The organism is Arthrobacter sp. S39 (assembly GCF_004320525.1).
Lineage (GTDB): Bacteria > Actinomycetota > Actinomycetes > Actinomycetales > Micrococcaceae > Arthrobacter.
The window spans coordinates 365,838-386,857 of the sequence record NZ_SIHX01000002.1; the positions used below are offsets into that span (position 1 = coordinate 365,838).

A 21,020-nucleotide genomic window follows, 5' to 3' on the forward strand; every position below is an offset into this window, starting at 1 on the left:
TTCTAGTACTCGAGTTGCTGCTGCAGCGCGTCGAGCACCACATAGCAGGGAAGAACCTGAGCCACGCTGGAGATGGGCTCGCGCTTTTCCTTGATCGCAGCCACGAACTCGCGGTCCTGCAGCTCGATGCCGTTCATCGATACCGCCACCTTGGAGACATCGATGGTGGTTTCCTTGCCGTCGACGAGGTCGTCGTACCGGGCAATGTAGGTGTCGGTGTCGCCGATGTAGCGGAAGAAGGTCCCGATGGGGCCGTCGTTGTTGAACGAGAGTGACAGCGTGCAGATCTTGCCGTTCTCGGTCTGAAGCTGGATGGACATGTCCATGGCGATGCCAAGTTCAGGATGTTTGGGTCCCTGGATGGCGTTTGCTTTCACAATCCTTTCGCCGGTCTGGTACTGGAACAGGTCGACAGTGTGGGCAGCGTGATGCCAGAGCAGGTGATCGGTCCAGGAGCGGGGCTGGCCAAGGGCGTTGGTGTTGGTCCGGCGGAAGAAGTAGGTCTGGACATCCATTTGTTGGATGGAGAACTCGCCCGCCGTGATCTTGTTGTGGACGTACTGGTGCGACGGGTTGAAACGCCGGGTGTGGCCGGCCATCGCGATGAGGCCTGTTTCCTTCTGGGCGTCCACAATCTCCTGTACGCCTGCAAGTGAGTCCGCCATGGGGATTTCCACCATGACGTGTTTGCCGGCGCGCAGGGCTTCCAGGGTCTGGGCGTGGTGCATTTGGGTTGGGGTGGCGAGGATGACGCCGTCGAGGTCATCCTGCGCCAACAGCTCCGAGTAGCTGGCGAAGGCGGCTTCGGCCCCGTACTTTTCGGCTACCTCCTTGGCCTTTTCCAATGTGCTGTGGGCGACGTACTGGATTTTGGTGTCGGGGATTTGGGTGAGGGCGTCGAGGTGTTTGTGACCGAAGGCGCCCAGGCCTACGACGGCGATTTTTACGGTCATGCTACTTCCTTTGGAGTCAGGATCAGGTGTCCAACAGAGGTGTTGGAGGCCGGGACGTGGTTGAAGCGGTAGACCTCGTCGACTTTGTCGCCGAGGGCGCCGCGCATGATGAGCCACATGATGAGTTCAACGCCTTCGGATCCGGCTTCCCTCATGTATTCAAGGTGGGGTTTGTACTGGAGAACTTCGGGCTCGTTGATCAGATCGTCCATGAACTTCTGGTCCCAGGGCAGATTAATCAGGCCTGCGCGGGCACCTTGGATCTGGTGGCTCATGCCGCCGGTGCCCCAGATCTGAACGTTAAGGTCTTCGTCGAACTCGGCCACTGCCCTTCTGATGGCCTTGCCGATGGAGAGGCACCGTTCCCCGGAGGGCTGGGGGTACATCACGACATTCACGGCCAGCGGAATAACCTTGGTGGGCCATCTGTCGGGAGTGCCGAACATGAGCGACATGGGCACCGTCAGCCCGTGGTCAACTTCAAGGACGTTCAACACGGTCAGGTCGAAGTCATCAAGGATCAGGGAGGCAGCGAGGTGAGTTGCCAGTTCCGGGGCGCCTTCCACCGGGGGGACCGGCCGGGGCCCATATCCTTCATCGCAGATGTCGAATGACTCGGCCACTCCCACTGCGAAGGTGGGCATGATTTCCATGCCGAAGTATGAGGCGTGGTCGTTGTAGACGATGATCGCCACGTCGGGTTTATTGGTCTTGATCCAGTTTTTGGAGAACTCATACCCGTCGAACATGGGTTTCCAGTAGTCCTCTTCGGTGCGGCCCAGATCGATGGCTGCGCCTACTGCGGGCACGTGGCTGGTTGCGATGCCAGCGGTGATTGTTGCCATTACGCTTCGCCTCGTTCCTTCTTGGAGCGCCATCCCTCGATATGACGGCCGCCGCTTTTCATCATTGCCTGGTACTGCTCGACGTTCATGTCGGTCATGGTGCTGACGGCTTGGACGTAGGACAGTCCTTCTGCCGCGAAAATTTTGGACAAGAAGTAGACGTTGCCACCGTTGTCGAGCATCTTCTGAAAGTCGCGGGTGAGGACGGCCTGTTTCTGGTCTTCCGTCATTTCCCACTCGTCCAGGTAGGAGCGCTCATCGGCGAGGAACCTCTTGCGGTTCTCCTCCTGCCGCAGGCTCATGCAAAATTCGTTGAAGTGGAAGCCTTCGCGGGCTTTTTCAATGGTGAAGATTGTCGTGCCGGGAAGGTCCTTGAACTGCTCAAAATCGGGCTTCATCATCAGCTCCAATACATGTTGTTGGGGTTGGTTACGAGCAATTTCTCCTGCAGGGCCGGGGTCGTTGCTATCGACGGGACATAGTCCACGAGGATTCCGTCATCGGGCATCTCTTTTTTCATGTTCGGGTGCGGCCAGTCGGTTCCCCACAGAACACGGTCGGGGAACTCCTCCACCACGGTCCTTGCAAAAGGGACAACATCGGCATAGCCCGGGGCTCCACTGACCGTGATGCGGTCCGGGCAGCTGACCTTGGAAATGACGTTGGGGTTCTCCTCCATGAAGCGCAGGAACTGAGCGAACTCCGATCCGTCCACCAGTTTGGTGACGTCAGGCCGGCCCATATGGTCGATGACGATGGGAATGTTCAGGGATGTGAAAAAGTCCCACTTTTCTCGCAGGTCTGCGGGTTCGAAGTAGAGCACGACATGCCAGCCAAGGGGACGGATCTTTTCGATGATGTCCCGGTAGTACTCGTCCGGTTTTGGATCGACCAGGCGCTTGACGTAGTTGAACCGTACCCCGCGTACGCCGAGTTCATGCATCCGTGCCAGTTCTCCCGGCGTCACGTCAGGCGCGACGGTGACCACGCCGCGGGCCTTATCGTTCGAGTGTTCCAGGACATCCAGGAGAGCCGAGTTGTCTGAACCGTGGCATGTTGCCTGAACAACCACGTTCCTTTCAAAGCCGAGGAAGTCCCGCAGCGTGAACAGTTGATCCCTGCTGGCATCGCAGGGCGTGTATTTGCGTTCGGGGGCGAACGGGAAGATGCTGCCGGGGCCGAAAACGTGACAATGCGCGTCGACAGCTCCGGCCGGAACCCGGAATTTCGGTTTGCTCGGGTTGGGGTGCCAGTCGAGCCAGTCTGCGTCTTTCGCAAAGGTGAGGGTGTTCATCAGACCAAGGCCTCCAATTTTTGTTTGAGGCGGGGAAAGACCGCTTGGGCGTTGGTGGCGAAGATTCGTTCGCGCTCCTGGTCGGAGATGTCAGCGGCGTCGATGTAGCGCTTCGTGTCGTCAAAGTACTCACCGGTCTGAGGATCGATGCCGCGTACGGCGCCGATCATTTCAGAACCGAACAGGATGTTTTTGTTGTCAATGACGCCAAGCAGCAGGTCGATGCCAGGCTGGTGGTAGACGCAGGTGTCGAAAAAGACGTTTTTCATCAGATGCGTACCCAAGTCCGGTTGCTTGAGCATGTCGGCGAGACCACGGTATCGGCCCCAATGGTAGGGAACAGCGCCGCCGCCGTGCGGGATGATGAACCGCAGGGCCGGGAAGTCAGCGAACAGGTCGCCCTGGAGCAGCTGCATGAACGCGGTGGTGTCCGCGTTCATGTAATGCGCGCCGGTCGCGTGGAAGTTGGGGTTGCAGGACGCCGAGACGTGAATCATGGCGGGAACGTCCAGTTCGACCATTTTCTCGTAGAGGGGATACCAGTACTTGTCGGTCAGGGGCAGCGAGTCCCACTTCCCACCGCTGGGGTCGGGATTGAGGTTGCAGCCAATGAAGCCGAGTTCAGTGACGCAGCGTTCGAGTTCCTTGATCGACTCTGTCAGGTCTGCTCCGGGGGACTGCGGGAGCTGACAGACCCCCACAAACGTTCCGGGGAAGAGATCTACGACGCGTTTGATCAGGTTGTTGCAGGCGATGGTCCATTCAAGGCTGATACGTTGATCACCTTCGTCGTGACCCATCGCGGATGCCCGCGGGGAAAAGATCGTCAGGTCAATACCGCGGTCGTTAATGAGGCGCAGCTGGTTCGATTCAATGGACCGACGAATGATTTCATTGGAGATCTTGGGATAGGCGGGGCTGGGCTGACCGGCCTTGAAGGCCGCCAGCTGATCAATCCGCCACTGATTGTGCAGCTCCGGAGCGGTGGTGTAATGGCCATGACAATCGAGGATCATGCGATCTCCCAAGTTTCTTGAGGAACAAAAACGGAACCCGACATCAGCATTCGGGCGGTGCGAAGCAGGGCGGACTTGGTGACCACGGGCTGGCCTCCGGATTGGTCCACTTCCATCTGGACTGTGAAGAAGCCCGTGGGGTGTTCGACGCCTATTTCCACGCCGGCGCCGGAGTTGCTGTGCTCAGCGGCAGGGTCCCCGGTTTGGGCCGCGACGCTGCCTTCGAGCATGCAGGCGGTTGCAACGGAGACGGCGCCCAGCACACCAATGGATTCATGGACCCGGTGGGGGATGAAGGTGCGGGTGCTGACGAACCCGCCGCCCTTGGCCGGTGCGAGCAGGCTCATCTTAGGAACGGTCTTGCTGGTGACATCGCCGAGGTTCATCAAGCGCCCCGCGCGCAGGCGAATCTCTTCCAGCCGGTCCTTGAGGGCGGTAGCCGCCTCGAGTTCGGTTGGGCTTTCGTATCCGGTGATGCCGAAGTCGGAGGCCCTCAGGCAGACCACGGGCATGCCGTTGTCGATGCAGGTCACCTCTACACCGTTAACGACGTCGATCACGTTGCCGGTAGGCAGAAGCGACCCACAGCTTGAGCCGGCGACATCTTCGAAATTGATGGTGATGGGCGCATGCGTTCCGGGCACGCCGTCAATGCGGGCGGAACCGGCATAGTTCACGACTCCGCCGGGGGTTTCCACGAAAGCGGTGGCCTTCGAATCGGTGTTCACCATGTAGATGGAGACCGGTGTGACAGCGTCAGCAGCAGGGAGAAGGCCTTGTTCCAGGGCGAATGGACCAACTCCGGCAAGGATGTTACCGCAGTTCTGTTGGTCGCTGACCTCGGCACGGTCAGGCCAAACCTGCAGAAACAGATAGTCCACATCGATCCCGGGGCGGGTCGACCGGCTGACAACGGCGACCTTTGAGGTGAGCGGGTGACCGCCGCCCATCCCGTCGATTTCGCGCGTATCGGGCGAGCCCATTGCTGCCAGCAGGAAGGCATCCCGTGCACCGCGCTCGTCAGGAAGATCCTCTGCCAGGAAATAGAGCCCCTTCGATGTGCCACCCCGCATCACCGTGCAGGGCACAGCCACCTGGGTGCTGGTCATTTCGCGTAGTCCTCGTACACCAGACCCTTGGCTGCGAGCCTGTCCCGCATGTCGTAAATGTCCAGTCCCAGCTCACCTGATTTAAGACGAGCCCGCTTTGCGGTCTCGTTAGCTTCACGCTCACGGCCCTTGGCGAGGACGCTTGCAGCCTCTTCCCGTCGAACAACGCAGACACCATCGACGTCTGCGACGATCACGTCGCCGGGTCGAACGAGCTGGTTGGCGATCACGATGGGAACCTGGACGTTGCCGACAGTCTCTTTGACCGTTCCCTGTGCGCCGATGGTTTTGGCCCAGACCGGGAATTTCATGTCCGTCAAAGTGTCGACATCCCGGACGCCGGCGTCGATTACCAAGCCGCGAACGTCGTGTGCAAGCAGGCTTTCAGCGAGCAGATCGCCCAAATATCCGTCGTCACAGGGGCTAGTGGGGGTGACTACCAGGATGTCTCCGGCCTGGGCCTGCTCAACAGCAACATGGATGGACCAGTTATCCCCCGGAGCCACCTCACAGGTGAGGGCATTCCCTGCAATCCTCGCCGGGAAGATGGGCCGAAGACGGATATCGAGCAGGCCAGTCCTGCCCTGGGATTCATGAACTGTGGCGACACCCAGATCTGCCAGCCCACCAACGATGTCAAGGGGGGTACGTGGGGTGCCTCGGACTACTCGTGACATGATTCTCCTTTGAATACCGTGCAATGCCTCTTGGTATAGAGAACGTCATGGTCACAGGTCGTTCCAAGGAACATTCCGCTGAACGGGAGGGATAAAAAGTCTCATCTGCACGACCTGGGTTTGAGCCGAGCCAAGGAAGGCACAAAGGAGTGCAGGCTCACCGAAGCGAATCAGGCCGCATCGCCCTGCGGTGAGCGGTGCAATTGGCGGGAAGGTCATCATCGACTTCTCCCGCGCGCTGGACGACCTCGTATGCCATGTCAGAACGACGTTTTCGTAGGGTTAGCGTGAGCTGTATACGCCCCTCCCACAAATAGATGTGACCGGCGACATCGGACCTTCCAGCAAACCATCGCTCGCTTCTACTACGGGCTTAACGGCGGCGCCGGCAGCAAAGAGGTCAGCCCAGTTTGCCGTGTGGCGAAGGTACTGGTGGTAGAAAGTCTCCCTGCTGATCCCGTCGTAATCACGGGCGAGGATGGCCCGAGCCCACAGCCGGCGCACTTGACCAGTTCGGCCTGGTGTGAGGGTCCTTTTCACTCTTACAGGCGCGTTTCCTGATGAGGGAGAATTCGAACTTGGCGAAGGCCCTCAGCACGGAGAGCATGAGGTTTCCTATGGAGTCCTCACCCCAAGCAAACGTGGAAGTATGCGTAACCTTCATCAATAGCGGGGTGTGCTGCTCACTGAAGTGGACGCCGACTAGCGAAGTACCGCAAAAGACCTGCGGGGAGCATTCAAGCTAAGTGGCCAGCCTTCAAAGATAACGGTCCTGACCTGAGGACGGTGGGTCGGGCGAGACGAACAGCACCGGCGGATTAGCGCTTTTTGGGGGCTCATCGCTGACCGGATGGAGCAAGTACCGGCGCAGCGCGAGTGCCATCGAGGTACGGGTCCTGCCAGCAGGCGTCGCGACGTTCCATCCAAGTCGTTTCTCCAGTACCGCCTGGCGGGCTTGAATGGTCGAGTGGTGAGTGAACAAGCGAGCGGCTGCCTCACGGACGGAGGTACTCTCGGTCAGGGCCGCAAGTGTTTGTATCGCCCAAGAAGCCTCATCCTCTAGTTTATTTATTGCCTGCACATCGGAAGGCGGATTTGAGTCAGGATGACGCTGAGGAACGAGGTCGGCCCAAACCCCGAGGTCCTCGAAGGGAACCAATTGGGCTCCTGGGTCTGAAGCGGTTCCGGCGGCAGCAAAGGCCAGAGCCGTGCGTGCTTTTTTCCATGCATTGGGTAGCTCGCGGGCCTCGGAAAGCGGACTTATTCCAATTCTGTGGCCGGCCAATGATGTCATTAGAGGAGTGTTAGGTGCAGCAAGGGGCCCGCGGGGCGGTGATACGAGAATCTGCGCTACATTTCCCGGCTGAGCGACTACCCTGCACAGGGATGCGGGATGGAGGGCTATTCTTTCAATCGCTTTTTCCTGCTTTATCGGGTTGGACGCTGTGAGGACATCGATGAGTATGTCAGTAAGTTCTTCCGCCGGAGGGTCGCTTTCCCCGCGAAGCGAAAGCATTGCCTCTGCCGCAGCCTGAAGAATTGCCGCATCCAGGACACGCAGCTCATCTTCCCGTTCGAGCCACATTGCCGGCGGCTCGCCAGCAAGTACTGGAGCGCATGGCCACGTAAGCCTTACGGGTGCTTTGCTCGGACTCCAGGATGCTCCTGATTCGGAGCGGGCACTTTCACCGGTTAGGGGATCGAGGACGCGGGCTGGTGTTCCGCTGAGTGTCGCCATCAACTTTGCAATATCAATGACAGAAGCCACTGCGAGTTTATGGAATGCCGTGAGCACATCCAGCGCCTCTTGGGCAGCTGATTCATAGAGTGCCAGTCTTCGCAGCACCGTTTCCATGACGCCCATACTACGTGGTCTGTCGATGCAATCGTCCGCCATATGGCGGTAGAAGACCGCCACTTGGCATCTTGTGGCGGCATAGAGAAGCCCGTTTGAATGATTCACGACGTACATCGATGTACGAGCGAGAGGACCACGAGTGGTACACAGTAATTCCGAAATTGCCCCTGTAACCCTGGCCGGTGACGGACACCAGGACATCGTTCGCCTTAACTGCAATGTCCAGACGCTACAGGCGGGCCTCGCCCATCGCACGGGAGTCAGTGTCGTATTTGCGCAGGTTAACGAATCCGGCTTCTTCGACTCTCCTGCCGGCCGAATTGAGCGCCTTCCCGCCTTCTGCGACATCCGGGTGGACATCGTGGGCCACTCCCACACTGCTCGGGTAAGGATCTGGGCTCCGCTGGCCTGGAACGGCCGCTTCCTCGCTACCGCGGGGGGCGGCAATCGTACGGAGAACGAATGGGTGACCGATCCCGAGGGTACCGGCGTGGAAACGTATGACATGGCCCCCACCTTGGCCTCTTCTATCCGCCGTGGTTTCGCCGCAGCCACGACTGACGCCGGGGTGAGAGATGAGCGCGATTTCGCTTGGGGCCTCGACATCGCCACGGGAGAAATCGACCGCGAGCTTGCCACAAATTGGCATCACAAAGCCACCAAGGACATGGCGGACGCCGCCAAGGACGTGTTAACCGAGCTTTACACCATTGCGCCTTCCTACTCCTACCTAGTGGGTACGTCCGGCGGCGGCCGACAAACCATGGTGACGGCCCAGATGTATCCGGACCTATTCGATGGGTACTGGGCGTCCTGCCCGGCAGTGAACTGGTCGCACATGTCACTGACAGGCTTGTGGCCGGCTCTTGTGATGAAGGAACTCGGGAACGTGGTGACACCAGACAAGTTTGAAGCCTTTCGCCGATATGCACTTGAGGCAATCGAGGGAGCGTCAGCCCTGGAGGACGGGTTCCTAACCACCTTGTCCTTCCCAACTCTTGACGCTTACAGTGCACTGGGACGGGATACGGAAGGATGCGTCCTTACTGAGCTCGATGCCGAGATCATGAACCGCATCTGGGCTGGACCGCGCCGAAGAAATGGAGAAGCTCTCTGGTATGGGCTGCCTGTCGGCGCAGACACGTGGGGCACGGGCGTGTGGGGTATCGGTTGGATCGGGTACGAGATGCGCAAAGGTGCAACCGACGCGTTTCCCTTGAGTTACGCGACTGACTGGGCGGGGGCGTGGATTCAAAGGGTTTACGACTGGGATTGGCGCACATGCAGTATCACTGAGTTCGAAGAGCTTTTTGACCGCAGTGTAGGGGAATTGGCGGAATACGATTGCGCTGATGAAGACTTTTCAGGTCTTAAGGCTTCGGGCGGCCGCATGCTGCTCACGCACTCAACAGGGGACGGGCTGATCCCACCGCAGGGCACCGTCCAGTACCACGAGCGAATCGCCGAGGCGCTTGGCGGTGATGATGCGGCTGCCGAATCTGTCAGGTTTTTCCTCACCCCTGGTGGAGGGCACTCGAGCACGGCAGATGGATATGGACTCAGTATCTCGTTAGATGAAGGCCTTTCCGCCCTCATCGAATGGGTCGAGTCGGGGGTTGCACCGGAAGTCCTGATCGCCCGGCGCATCAGCCGCACCACGGGCGAGATCGAGATGACAAGGCCCGTATGCCGCTACCCGCTCACGCCTCAGTACATCGGAGGCGACCGACGACTCGCCACGAGTTTCCAATGCCCGGCTCGAGACGCAGCAGTCGAAACACGACTGTAAGACGTCGAGTGAGCGCACATCCGGCCCAACCCTTTGCCCGGCCCGCTCCTCGACGAGGTTCAACGCTCCAATTTCCCAAAAATACAAACACTCACCACTAATTGGCGAGCCCTCTGTCGCTCGAAATGGAGATTCCTATGACCATCACCCCAACGATGGCGCCAACACATTCAGCAGATCGTGCAATTTACACCGTGACAGCAGTGATGAGTGGGGTCTTGTACCTCGTACTTTTGATCGCCCCCATCCTCGCCGTCAAACTTGCAGTTGACCTTGGCTTTTCCGAAGGACAGACCGGCACGGTGTTCTCGTTCGAACTGGGCGCGTTCGGACTGGCGACTATACCTTCCTATCTGTGGCTACGACGGGTCAACATCCGTACAGCCATGTTCGGGTTCGGAGCCGTCGTAATTTTCGCGAACGTCCTTTCAGGATTTATCACTGATTTCGGGCCATTCGTCGCCATACGCGTCGTCGCGGCAGCTGCAGCCGGGTCGCTCACCGTCATTATTCTCGGAATAGGCGGCAAAGCCAGCGACCCTGCCCGTGCGTTTGGTTTGTTTATCCTTGCCCAGTGCATTACCGGTGCGATCGTGCTGTTCTTCTTTCCGCTGATCTTCAACGATCTGCCGGTAGGCGCCCTGTACTTGACCATGGCAGGACTTGTGTTCGTCGTTCTCCCTGTTGCACGGATGCTTGATGGGAACCTGTTGAAGCGCCAGGCAGCCGATAAGAATGACGCGGAGAAAGCAGCGGCGCCGAGAGATACCCCGCGTTTCATTGCTGGCCTGGCGGCAGTCTTCTTCCTCTTTGCTTCCGCAAGTGGTCTATGGGCATTCTTCGGCATATTTGCAGAAGCCGCCGGCATTTCCCTTGACGAAATCGGCTTTTCCCTCTCAGTTGCCACAATCCTCGGCATCGCCGCTCCACTCACCGTCACGATCGTGGGGGACCGTCCCCGGATACGTCCGTACGTCATTGCTGGTTTCCTGCTCATGCTCGTTAGTATCGGCTTGCTGTTCGGCCTCGGCAGCGTCTTAGTGTTTGCAATCTCGGCTACGCTCTTGAACCTTGGCTGGAACTTCCTACCGGCGTACCTGTTCTCTGCAATCAACCGCACTAGCGGGGCATCGCCTCACGCGCTGAGCACCACGAACCTGCTGGTTGGTCTGGGCTTCTCTATCGGTCCACTCACAGCGGGCTTGCTTTTGGAATCGACCGGCGTCAATTCATTGCTCACCACTGCAGCCATCAGCCTCGCACTGGGACTCGCCTCCACAACGTTCGCCTTATCGGACAAGCCAAAGCGAATCACTCCGCAATTCTGAACCAAAGGAAACTAACACGTATTGCGGGCTACGCGCATGCCCCCGTACGAGGTGCCATATGGGGAAGCCGACCCGTACTCCCCTAACGAATCGAGCCGTGCACTATTTCTGCCATTGCGAGATGCGGATCCGAGCAATGGCAGATTTAGCGCCCTGTCAGACTCGCAGTGTGCCGAGTGAACCCAGCGGTCAATAGGGTAAGCCCCGCTAGCTCTGGCCAAGAGAGATCTCGGCAGTAGCCGGGGCGGCGCGTCTGGCACGGGTTAGGCCGGGTTGCCGGCTGCTCCTTTGGGGATCAGGGTCACCCACCTCACCGACTTAAACAGGACTAATGCATGAAATGGATATTTTTGGCCAGCGCGATCACCAGCGAAGTGGCAGCGTCCCTCTCTCTAAAGGCTGCCTTGAACGTTCCGGCTTTCCTGGTCATCGTGGTTGCCGGATACATCGCCTCTTTCGCCTTCCTTGCTGGGGTCCTCCGGGCCGGCTTGGCCTTGGGAGTTGCCTACGGTATTTGGGCCGCCCTGGGCGTAATCTTCACTGTACTGCTGGCGGCAGCCATCTTCGGCGAACCACTGACGCCGACGATGCTCATAGGCGTCAGCCTTGTCATCGGCGGCGTGCTCTGCGTCGAACTCGGTTCCCACAAACAACTCCAAAAAGAGGCTGCGGCATGATGTGGCTGCTGTTGGCGTCGGCCATCCTCACCGAGGTGAGCGCGACTCTTTGCCTCCGCATCGCTTCCCAGGGGAGAAGCATCTGGTACATCCTGGTTGGCATCGGATACCTGCTGGCTTTCACCCTCCTCAGCCTGACGCTGGATCAGGGCATGAGCCTGGGAGTCGCCTATGGTACCTGGGCTGCCGCCGGCGTCGCCCTTACCGCGGTCGCCAGCCGCGTCTTTTTTAAAGAACATCTGACCCCCGTTATGATCGCCGGCCTTGCCCTCATCATTTCTGGTGTCCTACTGATCGAATTAGGGGCTAACCATTAGCGAACCAACTGAGGACGCTCAGGAAAGCGGCGACAAGGTCTTAATGAGGCGGATACACAGGGGGAGTACGAGGGTCGTCAGCGTCTCGGATACGGCAACAGGGGGAGCAGAGCTTTGTTGTGTAGGTTTCTCAGCAGCGCTGCTATCTTCGCCGTCAGCAGGCTAGCAGTTTGGGTGCAGCACTTTCGTCGAGGGTATCCAGTCCGAGTGACCTTGGTTAATCAGAATCTGAACGGAACTCCTGGCCCCTCGCCACTATTGGTGAACCGCAGATATTCTACAGCGACGACGGCAAGTCGGCCCTGGATGACCCACAACGACTTGGCCGACGCCCGATTACTTCCACGCCTACACCTACAAGGCCGAGTGGCTGCCATCGAGGCCTACATTTCTGAGTCAGTGCGTTGTGACCAGCAGGAAGACATTGAGCTGCCCAGCCAGACTTCTAAGGGCAATTAGGGGCGCCGCTCCCCCGGTCACAACCGAGCGCCGATAACCGACGTTTCGTCAAGTAATGGGGAGCCGTTGCTGACGCCGCAGAGTGCGCGCGTGAGAACTATGTTGAGAGCGGACATACTCGGGGCCCGCTCCCCTGTCCTGGTCCTGTCGCGCCAATTGAGAGGTTGCCTAGATGGAATGCCACGGCCATAGCCGCGAAACCAGGATGGATCCGCAGTGAGTGGAACCGACCCGACGCCTCAGGCCTCCAGCGCCGCCGCGAACCAGCCCGTGATGGTGGCCGGATGGGTGATGGCGGTGCCCACCACGACGGCGAAAGCCCCGGCGTCGAGGGCCTGCCGCGCTTGCGCGGGGGTGTGGATGCGGCCTTCCGCGATCAGCGGCACACCGAACCCCGCGGCCGCGATTTCCTCCAGCAGCGCCAGATCCGGACCCTGTGTCTTGCGGCGCTCGCCGGAGTATCCGGCCAGCGTGGTGCCAATCAGGTCCGCCCCGGCGTCGACGGCCGCAACGGCATCCTCCAACGAGCCGCAGTCGGCCATCACCAGGGCGTGTGAATCGGCGTGGATGCCATCCACGGTCCGGGCCAGGGTGAGCCCGTCCGGACGGATCCGGCGGGTGCCGTCCAGAGCCACCACGTGGGCGCCGGCGTTGGCCACGGCCAGGGCGTGGCGGAGCGTGGGCGTGATGAACACTCCGTCGTGCCCGTCCTTCCACAGCCCGATCACCGGGACCTCGACGGCGGTGCGCGTGGACTGCACGTCGGCCAGCCCCTGGACGCGGACCGCCGCAGCCCCTCCGATGACTGCCGACGCCGCCACCTGGCCTGTGGTGCGCGGGTCACGCATAGGCTCGCCCGGGTACGCCTGGCAGGAAACAATCAGCCGGCCGCGGAGGGACTCGAGGGCATCAGGGGTCAGGATCACGGTCAGTTCCTTTGGAGGATAGGGGCGGAGGTGAGGACGAGGCTTGCGGCACCCACCAGGGCGGCCGCGTTGCCGAGCGCGGCAGGCAGAACGGGCAAATCAGAGAGGGCCGGCAGGAGTTCGGCGCGCAGGGATCGTTCCATCGGCTCCCACCACGACGGTCCGGCGTCGGCCAGGCCGCCGGAGACCACCACGACTTCGGGGTCGAGGATGTTGGCGAGCCCTCCCACGGCCTGCCCCGCCGCCGCAGCTGCGACGCCGACCGCCCTGACCGCCGCAGCATCGCCGTTTGCGGCGAGGGCAAAGACTGCCCGGGCGTCGGTTGCCGGGGCCTGCCCGCCGAAGCGAAGGTATGCCTCGCGCACTGCCGGACCGGAGGCGATGGCTTCCACATGTCCGGAACCGCCGCAGACGCAGGGGAGCGGGATGCCGCCGTCGAACGCATACGGGGAGGCGAAGTGCCCCACGTGCCCGCCCACATAGCGGTGCCCAAGGACCGGTTCGCCGTCAAGGACAAAACTGCCCCCGACGCCGGTGCCGAAGGCCACCAGGAGCGAACTCGCCGTTCCGGCGGCGGCACCGGTCCAGGCCTCGCCGAGCGCATGGGCGTGGACGTCGTTCACAGCCTCCACGGACGACGGCGGCAACTCCAGCCGCGAGGCAAGCCCGGCAGTCAGTTCAGTCCCGGCCCAGCCGCGGATCGCGTCGGTCGCGGAAACCACCACCCCGCGCGAGGCATCAATCACCCCGGCAGAACCAACTCCGACACGATCGACGGCAATCCCGGCAGCGTCAGCCCGGGAAATGAGCCCCGAAACCAGCGCAGCAGTAGCATCAAGGATCGCCCCACCACCGTCGCGGTTCAACGTGGGAATGGTCTCCGAAAACAACACCGACCCGTCCGCAGAGACAACCCCGGCAGCCGTTTTAGTACCACCCAGGTCAACGCCAATCGCGTACATCATTTACTTTCCTAACAGGGATCTCGACAGGCTCGATCACCGGACGGCCAAGGTGACATGCCCACCAAGCGACTGAGGGGTTGTTTTGCGTAGTCCCGCATCGCCGACCAAAGCATCGCGTAGGTCGCTCAGCGACCGAAGAGGTGCGCCGGGAGGTGTCTAAGGGACGGCAAAATAACCCCTCAGACGCGCCCCAACCACGACGATCTAAACGAGCCCGTTGCGTTCGAGGATGACCTTGATCGCCGTTGTTTCGTCTTCGTTGAGCGCCGGCATCGGAACACTCATGGTGTTGGATTCGATGACGCCCATGATCTGCAGGGCGGTCTTGAAGGCCCCCAGGCCGGCCGCGCCGCCGGAGACGCGGCCGTTGGGGGTGTAGACGATCTCGAAGAGGTCGGCCAGGCGGTCCTGCTCGCGGGACGCGGCAGCCCAGTCGCCGGCCTGGGCGGCGTCGAACAGGTTGCGGTAGCCACGCGGATCCACGTTGCCGAGGCCGGGCACCACGCCCTGGGCGCCGCCGAGGAGGGCGCCGTCCACCACTACCTCGTGGCCGGTAAAGATGTCGAAGTTGTCGATACCGCGGGCGGCGAGGAGCAGCTGGCGGAAGGACACGTCGTCGCCGGAGGAGTCCTTGACGCCTGCAATGACGCCGTCGCGGCCGAGCCGGACCAGCAGGTCGGTGGGGAGCTTGAAGTGGGTGCGGACCGGGACGTCGTAGGCGAAGATCGGCTTGTCGACGGCGGCGTGGATGGCACGGAAGTGCGTTTCGGTCTCTTCCGCGTTGCCGATGGCGTAGTACATGGAGGTGACCACGATGGCGTCGGCGCCAAGGTCGATGACCTTGCGGGCTTCCTCGATGACCCGGTTGGTGGTCTGTTCGTTGGCCCCGACAATGAGCGGCACGGCACCGGCGTTGGCAGACGCGATCGTGGAGACCACCAGCTCACGCTCGGCGTTGGTCATGTAGGGAACCTCAGCGGAGGAGCCCAGGACGAACAGTCCGGACACGCCGCCGTCGAGCAGGTGTTTGGTGAGGTTCTGCAGCGACGCGGTGTCGATGCTGCCGTCAGCGTGGCGGGGGGTGACTACCGGCGGGATAACGCCCTGGAACTGGGAAGACACGGAAAAACTCCAATGATGGGGGTGGATGAAAAATCTGGGGTGAAAAGCAGGGGAACTCAGGTGTGCAGCAGGCTGGGCGCGGCGCCGAGCAGCTTCTTGGTGTAGTCGTTGCGGGGATGGTCGAACACCTGCGCGGCGGGGCCCTCCTCCACGATTTCGCCGAAATACATCACGCAGATGCGGTCGGACACGTAGCGGACGGTCTGGATGTCGTGCGAGATGAACACCATGCCCAGGTTGAGCTGGGTCTTCAGGTCCGAGAGCAGGTTCAGCACCTGCGCGCGGACGGAGACGTCCAGGGCCGACGTCGGCTCGTCCGCCACGATGATGTCCGGATCCAGCGCGAGGGCCCGGGCGATGGCCACGCGCTGGCGCTGTCCGCCGGAAACCTGCGACGGCGTGACTCCTGCTGCCGAGTGCGGCAGGCCCACGAGCGCCAGCAGTTCCTTGACCTTGGCTGCGCGGCTGGCCGCGGTGCCGATGCCGTGGACCTGGAGCGGATCCGTGAGGATGTCCTGGATGGTCATCCGCGGGTTCAGCGCGGTGGCCGGGTCCTGGAACACCACAGAGACGGCGCGTCCGAATTCCTTTCGCATGGCGGCGTTCCGCTTGATGGCGGGCTTGCCGTGGAACAGCACCTCGCCGGACGTTGGCGTTTGCAGGCCCACCAGCACCGAGGCCAGCGTTGACTTGCCGCAGCCGGACTCGCCCACGATGCCCACGGTTTCGCCGCGGCTGATGCTGAAGTCCACGCCGTTGACGGCCTTGACGATATTTGGGCGGAACAGGCTGCCCGTCCGTGCCCGGTGATGGACCTTGACGTCCTTCAGTTCAATGACCGGCTTGCCGGTGGAAACGCTCACTGTGCGTCCTCCTTCAGGTGGCTGGCCCAGTAGTGGTCGGCATCGCCGCTGACGGACGTGAGGACCAGGTGCTGGTTGGGGTCGGCGTCGGCCCGCAAGGACCGGGCCGCGAAGCGGTCGCCGGCGGCAAAGTCCTGCGGCGCGGGCACGGTGCCGGGGATCTGGTGCAGGCGGACGGCGTCGGCCTCGATGGAGAGCACGGCGCCCAGCAGGCCGCGGGTGTATTCGTGCCTGGGGTTCTGCAGCAGCTCGGACGCCTGCGCGGATTCCACCACCTGGCCCGCGTACATCACGGTGATGCGGTGGGCCAGCGACGCCACCAGGGCGAGGTCGTGGCTGACGAAGACCATCGCGAAGCCGAGCTGCTCGCGCAGTTCGTTCAGTAGGTCCACCACCTGTTTCTGGACGGTGACGTCCAGGGCGGTTGTGGGCTCGTCGGCCACCACGATCTTCGGCGAGCGGGACAGTGCCATGGCGATCAGGACGCGCTGGCGCTGCCCGCCGGAGAGCTCGTGCGGGTAGCTCGCCAGGGTGCGGACGGGGTCCAGCTTCACCATTTCCAGCAGCTCGGTGGGGGTCTTGCGGCCGCCGCGGCGGGTGAGCTGCAGCATCTGGTCCTTGATCTTCATGGACGGGTTCAGCGAGCTGAGCGCGTCCTGGTAGACCATGGCGATCTGTTCGCCCCGGAGCCCCTGGTAGGCCTTGGCGCTGCTGTTGCCCGTTGCCGGGTCCAGCAGTTCCTTGCCGTCGAATGTGATGGAGCCGGAGATCTTGGCGGTCTTCGGCAGCAGGCCCATGATGGCCAGCGACGTGATGGACTTGCCGCAGCCGGACTCGCCCACCAGGCCCATGGTTTCGCCCTCTCGGACGGTGAAGGAGACGTTGTCCACAATCGCCGTGTCGCCGAAGCGGCCCGGGAAACGGATGGACAGGTTCCGGACTTCCAGGACGGTGCGGGCGGTGGCCGGCACCTGCGGGAGCCGGTCAGCGCGGCCGTGCTCGACGGCGGCGAGCAGCTTCAACTCCTGGTCCAGCAGGGCGTGCGGGTTGGCAATGGCAGTGCGCGGGTCGTGCAGGACACCGGCACCAAAACCGCCGGAACCTCCGGCACCACCGGCAAACGGGGCCGCATCACCCGAGGCGGCGCGGACGCCGTCGAGCTCGTGCTGTTCCACCACGGAACCCTGCGCCACGGACGTCCCGATCTCGGTGTCGACGGCGGTGGCGGGGACCGCGGCGGAGGAACCGTCGTCGTCCTTCACAGCCGGAGCCTTGCGCAGCTTCGGGTTGACCATGGCGTCGGTGAGGCCTTCGGCCAGGATGTTCAGCGCCAGCACGGTGAGCAGGATGGTGAGGCCGGCGAAGGTGGTGGCCCACCAGCCGCCGGACAGGACCAGGTTGCGGCCGTAGGAGATGACGTTGCCCCAGGACGGGGCGGGGTCCTGCACGCCGGCGCCCAGGAAGGAAAGCGACGCTTCGAGGATGATGGCGTCGGCCACCATCACCGTGGCGAACACCAGCACGGGCGCGGCGGTGTTGCGGACGATGTGCTTGAGCAGGATGTAGAAGCGGCCGGCGCCGATCACCCGTTCAGCCCGGACGTAGTCCTCGCCGTACTGGGAGAGCACGTTGGCGCGGACCACGCGGGCCAGCTGCGGGGTGTAGATGACGGCGATGGCCACGATGATGGTGGGCACGGTGTTGCCGAAGGCGGCCAGGAGGACGGCTGCCAGGGCGATGCCGGGGAACGCCATCAGGATGTCCATCAGGCGCATGATCAGCTCGTTCACGGCCTTGCTGGACGTGGCGGCGAGCGATCCCAGCAGGGCTCCGACCACCACGGCCAGGCCCACAGCGCCGAGGCCGATCAGCAGCGAAGACTGTGAGCCGTAGAGCAGGCGCGAGAAGATGTCGCGGCCCAGCCGGTCGGTGCCGAAGAAGTGCTCGGCGCCCGGCGGGGTGGCCGGAATGAAGGATTCCAGCGGATCGTGCGGGGCGATGACCGGAGCGAAGATCGCGGCAACGGCGATCACCGTGAGGAAAACGAGGGCCAGGCGGGAACTCCAGGGCAGGGCCTTGAAACGGATTCCCGGGGCGCTCAGGCGTTCAGCGAGTTTGCTGCGCATGGGTCAGACCGTCCTGATTCGGGGGTTGATGAGCAGGTACAGGAGGTCAACAGCGATGTTCACCAGGACGAAGGTGACCGAGATGATCAGGACCACGCCCTGCACCAGGTTCACGTCCAGGTTGGTGATGCCGTTGAGGATCAGCTGGCCCATGCCGGGCAGCGCAAAGATCATTTCAATGACGACGGCGCCGCCCAGCAGGTAGCCGATCCGCAGTCCCAGCACGGTCACCGGAGTCACCAGCGCGTTCCGGAGCACGTTCTTGGACACCACCTCGCGGTAGGGCACGCCGTTGCCGATCGCCGTGCGGACGTAGTCCCGGTCCAGTTCCTCCACCATCGAGGTGCGGACCACCCGGATGAGCGAGGCCGAGACCGGGATGCCGAGCGCGAGGGCCGGGAGTGCCATCGAGTTGAGCCAGCCGCCGAAGCCGGATTCCGGCGTCGCGATTCCGCCGGAGGGGAACAGCGGGCTGGAGCCGAGGGCAAACCACTGGATCAGCAGGATGCCCAGCCAGAACGACGGCGTGGCCACGGCGGCGATGGAGAAGACCCGCACCACCTGGTCCTGCCACTTATCCCTGTACAGCGCGCCCAGGATGCCGAAGGCCAGCGACAGGACCACGGCGATCAGCACGCCCAGGAAGGTCAGCTGCAGGGTCAGCGGGAACGCGGTGCCGATCATGCTGGCCACGGACTTCGCCGGCGGAGTGGTGACGCCGAGGTCCAGCTGGAGCAGCTTGCCCAGGAAACGGAAGTACTGGAGGAACAGCGGATCGTTCAGGCCGTTGTCCTGCCGGTACTGTTCCTTGGCTTCCTCGCTGGCGCCGTCGCCCAGGGCGCTGCTGGCCTGGTCGCCCGGGGCGGCCTGCAGGACCAGGAAGACCAGCAGCGTGATGCCCAGGACCATCAGGGGCAGTGCTGCGAGCCTGCGGCCCAGAAGGCGCAATATCGTGACCAATGTAATCTCCGGTTGAGTGGCTGGGGGTGGTGTGGCTAGGGGTGTGCGTCAGGCCGTGCGGCCGACGCCAACGAAGGAAACCCCGGTAGTGGGCAGCGGCTTGAAGCCGCTGAGCTTTTTGGAGTCCCAAGCGCTGGGGAGCTGGCGGTGGAAGACCGGGTAGAGCGGCAGTTCCTCGGACACGAGGTCCACAATTTCACCGGTCAGCTTCTTGGCCTCGTCCTTGGCGGACTGGCCGGCCTTGGCCATCAGGTCAACCAGCTTGGCGCGCTCGGGGGTGGAGGCCCAGTAGGCGCGGCCTTTCATCCAGGTGTCGCCGGCGTAGAACCAGCTCAGGAGAAGGTCGGCGTCGTTGCCGAAGACGGACGGGTCGCCGGGGGCGGCGACCACCGTGTAGTCACCCTTGCCGACGCGGTCGGTGTACAGGGCGCCGGACTGCAGGTTCTTCAGGGTCACCTTGACGCCGGGGATCTTGTTCCAGGATTCGAGCATCAGCGGAGCCACGTCCTTGACCCAGGCGGTGTCCGTAGTGAGGAGTTCGAATTCAAGGCTGGTGACGCCGGCTTCCTTGAGCAGTTCCTCGGCCTTCTTCGCGTCGTAGCCGTAGACGTTCTTTGCCTTGACGTAGTCCGGGTGGCCTTCCTGGAAGTAGGAGCTGGCGGCCTTGGCGTTGCCGAACAGCGCCTTCTTGATGATGGATTCCTTGTCCAGGCCGTAGTGCAGCGCCTGGCGGACCAGCTTGTTGTCGAACGGAGCCTTGGCGCAGTTGAACATCAGGAACAGCAGGCCGAAGGACTGCACGGACTCCACCGTGGCCTTGGACTTCAGGCCGTCGATGTCCAGGTAGGGGACATCCTCGATGGCCTGGACGCGGCCGGACTGCATGGCGGTGACGCGGGCGGCGGCGTCGGAAAGCAGCAGCCAGGTCATGCCCTTGGCCAGGGCCGGCATCGGGCCGTTGTAGGCCGGGTTGGCCTCGAACACGATCTTGTCGTCCTTGACCGCGGAGACCAGCTTGTAGGGGCCGGTGCCCACGGGCTTGGCGTCGAACGCCTTGAGCTGCTCGGAGCCCAGCGGGAAGTTGGCCAGCGCCTTGGGCACCACCTTCACCACGGAGATGCGGGCCGCGAAGCCGGGGAACGCGTACTTCAGCGTGAACTCCACGGTCTTGGCGTCCAGCGCCTTGACCTCCTGGATGAACGGGATGAACTGGGAGAAGAGCGACTTGTTGGCCGGATCCAGCACGCGGGTGAAGGAGAAGACCACGTCCTCGGCGGTGACGGGGGTGCCGTCGTGGAAGACGGCGCCTTCGCGGAGGGTCACCTGGTGGGTGGTGGGGCTGACCACCTTGGGGTCGGCGGCGGCGAGGGCGTTGTACGGCTCGCGGGTGGCGGGGTGCAGTTCCACCAGGCCCTCGTAGACGTGCAGGTTGGCGGCCAGAGGGGTGGCGCCGGAGGAGGAGATGGGGTCGAACCCGGTGGAGAGGGCGTAGGAGATGCCCGCCTCGATGATGAGGTCCTTGTTGACCGCAGCCGTGTTGGTCGTGGCGCCGGCCGTGGTGGTGGCGGGGGGTCCGCAGGCGGCAAGGGAAGTGGTGAAAGCCGCCGCCGCGCCCAGTGCGCCGGTCAGCTTGAGGAAGCCGCGGCGGCTGGCGTCAGTAGCCAGCGGCAGGTTCTTAAGGGTTGTGTTCATGAGATGCCTCGCCATTCCAGGGTGTTTATCGGATGTAGGACGTC

The 21,020-nt window shown here is 62.4% G+C and carries 19 protein-coding genes; 4 read left to right on the top strand and 15 right to left on the bottom strand.

Annotation, left to right across the window (positions count from 1 at the left end; genetic code table 11):
* Positions 1–2 precede the first annotated feature (2 nt).
* From EYS21_RS05575 to EYS21_RS05610, 8 genes are all read right to left on the bottom strand, one after another.
* A complete protein-coding gene (locus tag EYS21_RS05575; protein ID WP_131132200.1) occupies positions 3–953 on the bottom strand; it encodes a Gfo/Idh/MocA family oxidoreductase in 951 nt (316 codons plus the stop codon).
* The gene (locus EYS21_RS05580) at positions 950–1,798 is read right to left on the bottom strand and encodes a class III extradiol dioxygenase subunit beta (protein WP_131132201.1); all 849 of its coding nucleotides are present in this window, start codon (positions 1,796–1,798) and stop codon (positions 950–952) included. The genes EYS21_RS05575 and EYS21_RS05580 overlap by 4 nt, the downstream gene beginning before the upstream one ends.
* A complete protein-coding gene (ligA, locus tag EYS21_RS05585; protein ID WP_207307691.1) occupies positions 1,798–2,199 on the bottom strand; it encodes a protocatechuate 4,5-dioxygenase subunit alpha in 402 nt (133 codons plus the stop codon). The genes EYS21_RS05580 and ligA overlap by 1 nt, the downstream gene beginning before the upstream one ends.
* Entirely contained in the window at positions 2,199–3,092 is an 894-nt protein-coding gene (locus tag EYS21_RS05590; RefSeq protein ID WP_131132202.1) for an amidohydrolase family protein, read from the bottom strand. Before EYS21_RS05590 ends, ligA begins: the two co-directional genes overlap by 1 nt.
* A complete protein-coding gene (locus EYS21_RS05595) occupies positions 3,092–4,108 on the bottom strand; it encodes an amidohydrolase family protein (RefSeq protein WP_131132203.1) in 1,017 nt (338 codons plus the stop codon). The genes EYS21_RS05590 and EYS21_RS05595 overlap by 1 nt, the downstream gene beginning before the upstream one ends.
* Positions 4,105–5,217 (bottom strand): 4-oxalomesaconate tautomerase, encoded by a 1,113-nt coding sequence (locus EYS21_RS05600; RefSeq protein ID WP_131132204.1) that lies wholly within the window; start codon positions 5,215–5,217, stop codon positions 4,105–4,107. Before EYS21_RS05600 ends, EYS21_RS05595 begins: the two co-directional genes overlap by 4 nt.
* Positions 5,214–5,894, bottom strand: a complete 681-nt coding sequence (locus EYS21_RS05605) for a 4-carboxy-4-hydroxy-2-oxoadipate aldolase/oxaloacetate decarboxylase (protein WP_131132205.1) — start codon at positions 5,892–5,894, stop codon at positions 5,214–5,216. Before EYS21_RS05605 ends, EYS21_RS05600 begins: the two co-directional genes overlap by 4 nt.
* A gap of 757 nt (positions 5,895–6,651) precedes the next feature.
* Positions 6,652–7,749 carry a helix-turn-helix domain-containing protein gene (locus EYS21_RS05610; protein ID WP_165478263.1) on the bottom strand — a complete coding sequence of 366 codons (1,098 nt, stop codon included), beginning with the start codon at positions 7,747–7,749 and terminating at the stop codon, positions 6,652–6,654.
* A 142-nt stretch (positions 7,750–7,891) separates the two neighbouring features.
* Between EYS21_RS05610 and EYS21_RS05615 the strand changes: the two genes are divergently transcribed.
* The 4 genes from EYS21_RS05615 to EYS21_RS05630 all read left to right on the top strand — a co-directional run bounded on the left by EYS21_RS05615 (position 7,892) and on the right by EYS21_RS05630 (position 11,863).
* Positions 7,892–9,541: a tannase/feruloyl esterase family alpha/beta hydrolase gene (locus tag EYS21_RS05615; RefSeq protein WP_165478264.1), complete on the top strand. Its 1,650-nt coding sequence runs from the start codon at positions 7,892–7,894 to the stop codon at positions 9,539–9,541.
* A 137-nt stretch (positions 9,542–9,678) separates the two neighbouring features.
* Entirely contained in the window at positions 9,679–10,869 is a 1,191-nt protein-coding gene (locus EYS21_RS05620; RefSeq protein ID WP_131132208.1) for an MFS transporter, read from the top strand.
* 335 nt (positions 10,870–11,204) lie between these two features.
* Positions 11,205–11,546, top strand: a complete 342-nt coding sequence (locus EYS21_RS05625) for an SMR family transporter (RefSeq protein ID WP_131132209.1) — start codon at positions 11,205–11,207, stop codon at positions 11,544–11,546.
* A complete protein-coding gene (locus tag EYS21_RS05630) occupies positions 11,543–11,863 on the top strand; it encodes an SMR family transporter (RefSeq protein ID WP_131132210.1) in 321 nt (106 codons plus the stop codon). Before EYS21_RS05625 ends, EYS21_RS05630 begins: the two co-directional genes overlap by 4 nt.
* A gap of 698 nt (positions 11,864–12,561) precedes the next feature.
* On the opposite strand, the gene EYS21_RS05635 is transcribed toward EYS21_RS05630, so the two are convergent.
* The 7 genes from EYS21_RS05635 to EYS21_RS05665 form a co-directional block, all read right to left on the bottom strand.
* The gene (locus tag EYS21_RS05635; protein ID WP_131132211.1) at positions 12,562–13,248 is read right to left on the bottom strand and encodes an N-acetylmannosamine-6-phosphate 2-epimerase; all 687 of its coding nucleotides are present in this window, start codon (positions 13,246–13,248) and stop codon (positions 12,562–12,564) included.
* Between the two features lie 2 nt (positions 13,249–13,250).
* A complete protein-coding gene (locus tag EYS21_RS05640; RefSeq protein ID WP_131132212.1) occupies positions 13,251–14,213 on the bottom strand; it encodes an ROK family protein in 963 nt (320 codons plus the stop codon).
* A 204-nt stretch (positions 14,214–14,417) separates the two neighbouring features.
* Positions 14,418–15,335 carry a dihydrodipicolinate synthase family protein gene (locus EYS21_RS05645; RefSeq protein WP_131132213.1) on the bottom strand — a complete coding sequence of 306 codons (918 nt, stop codon included), beginning with the start codon at positions 15,333–15,335 and terminating at the stop codon, positions 14,418–14,420.
* 56 nt (positions 15,336–15,391) lie between these two features.
* Positions 15,392–16,198: an ATP-binding cassette domain-containing protein gene (locus EYS21_RS05650; RefSeq protein ID WP_131132214.1), complete on the bottom strand. Its 807-nt coding sequence runs from the start codon at positions 16,196–16,198 to the stop codon at positions 15,392–15,394.
* On the bottom strand, positions 16,195–18,324 hold the full coding sequence (locus tag EYS21_RS05655) for a dipeptide/oligopeptide/nickel ABC transporter permease/ATP-binding protein (RefSeq protein WP_131132215.1): 2,130 nt from the start codon (positions 18,322–18,324) through the stop codon (positions 16,195–16,197). Before EYS21_RS05655 ends, EYS21_RS05650 begins: the two co-directional genes overlap by 4 nt.
* Positions 18,325–18,327: 3 nt before the next feature.
* Positions 18,328–19,284, bottom strand: a complete 957-nt coding sequence (locus tag EYS21_RS05660) for an ABC transporter permease (protein WP_131132216.1) — start codon at positions 19,282–19,284, stop codon at positions 18,328–18,330.
* A 48-nt stretch (positions 19,285–19,332) separates the two neighbouring features.
* Positions 19,333–20,976, bottom strand: coding sequence for an ABC transporter substrate-binding protein (locus EYS21_RS05665; protein ID WP_242633299.1), 1,644 nt, complete (start codon positions 20,974–20,976; stop codon positions 19,333–19,335).
* Positions 20,977–21,020: the final 44 nt, after the last annotated feature.

Coding starts and splice junctions, on each gene's coding strand:
- EYS21_RS05640 (WP_131132212.1), bottom strand. CDS start 14,213: ATGATGTACGCGATTGGCGTTGACCTGGGTGGTACTAAAACGGCTGCC.
- ligA (WP_207307691.1), bottom strand. CDS start 2,199: ATGATGAAGCCCGATTTTGAGCAGTTCAAGGACCTTCCCGGCACGACA.
- EYS21_RS05580 (WP_131132201.1), bottom strand. CDS start 1,798: ATGGCAACAATCACCGCTGGCATCGCAACCAGCCACGTGCCCGCAGTA.
- EYS21_RS05605 (WP_131132205.1), bottom strand. CDS start 5,894: ATGTCACGAGTAGTCCGAGGCACCCCACGTACCCCCCTTGACATCGTT.
- EYS21_RS05575 (WP_131132200.1), bottom strand. CDS start 953: ATGACCGTAAAAATCGCCGTCGTAGGCCTGGGCGCCTTCGGTCACAAA.
- EYS21_RS05620 (WP_131132208.1), top strand. CDS start 9,679: ATGACCATCACCCCAACGATGGCGCCAACACATTCAGCAGATCGTGCA.
- EYS21_RS05595 (WP_131132203.1), bottom strand. CDS start 4,108: ATGATCCTCGATTGTCATGGCCATTACACCACCGCTCCGGAGCTGCAC.
- EYS21_RS05625 (WP_131132209.1), top strand. CDS start 11,205: ATGAAATGGATATTTTTGGCCAGCGCGATCACCAGCGAAGTGGCAGCG.
- EYS21_RS05590 (WP_131132202.1), bottom strand. CDS start 3,092: ATGAACACCCTCACCTTTGCGAAAGACGCAGACTGGCTCGACTGGCAC.
- EYS21_RS05630 (WP_131132210.1), top strand. CDS start 11,543: ATGATGTGGCTGCTGTTGGCGTCGGCCATCCTCACCGAGGTGAGCGCG.
- EYS21_RS05610 (WP_165478263.1), bottom strand. CDS start 7,749: ATGGAAACGGTGCTGCGAAGACTGGCACTCTATGAATCAGCTGCCCAA.
- EYS21_RS05665 (WP_242633299.1), bottom strand. CDS start 20,976: ATGAACACAACCCTTAAGAACCTGCCGCTGGCTACTGACGCCAGCCGC.
- EYS21_RS05655 (WP_131132215.1), bottom strand. CDS start 18,324: ATGCGCAGCAAACTCGCTGAACGCCTGAGCGCCCCGGGAATCCGTTTC.
- EYS21_RS05600 (WP_131132204.1), bottom strand. CDS start 5,217: ATGACCAGCACCCAGGTGGCTGTGCCCTGCACGGTGATGCGGGGTGGC.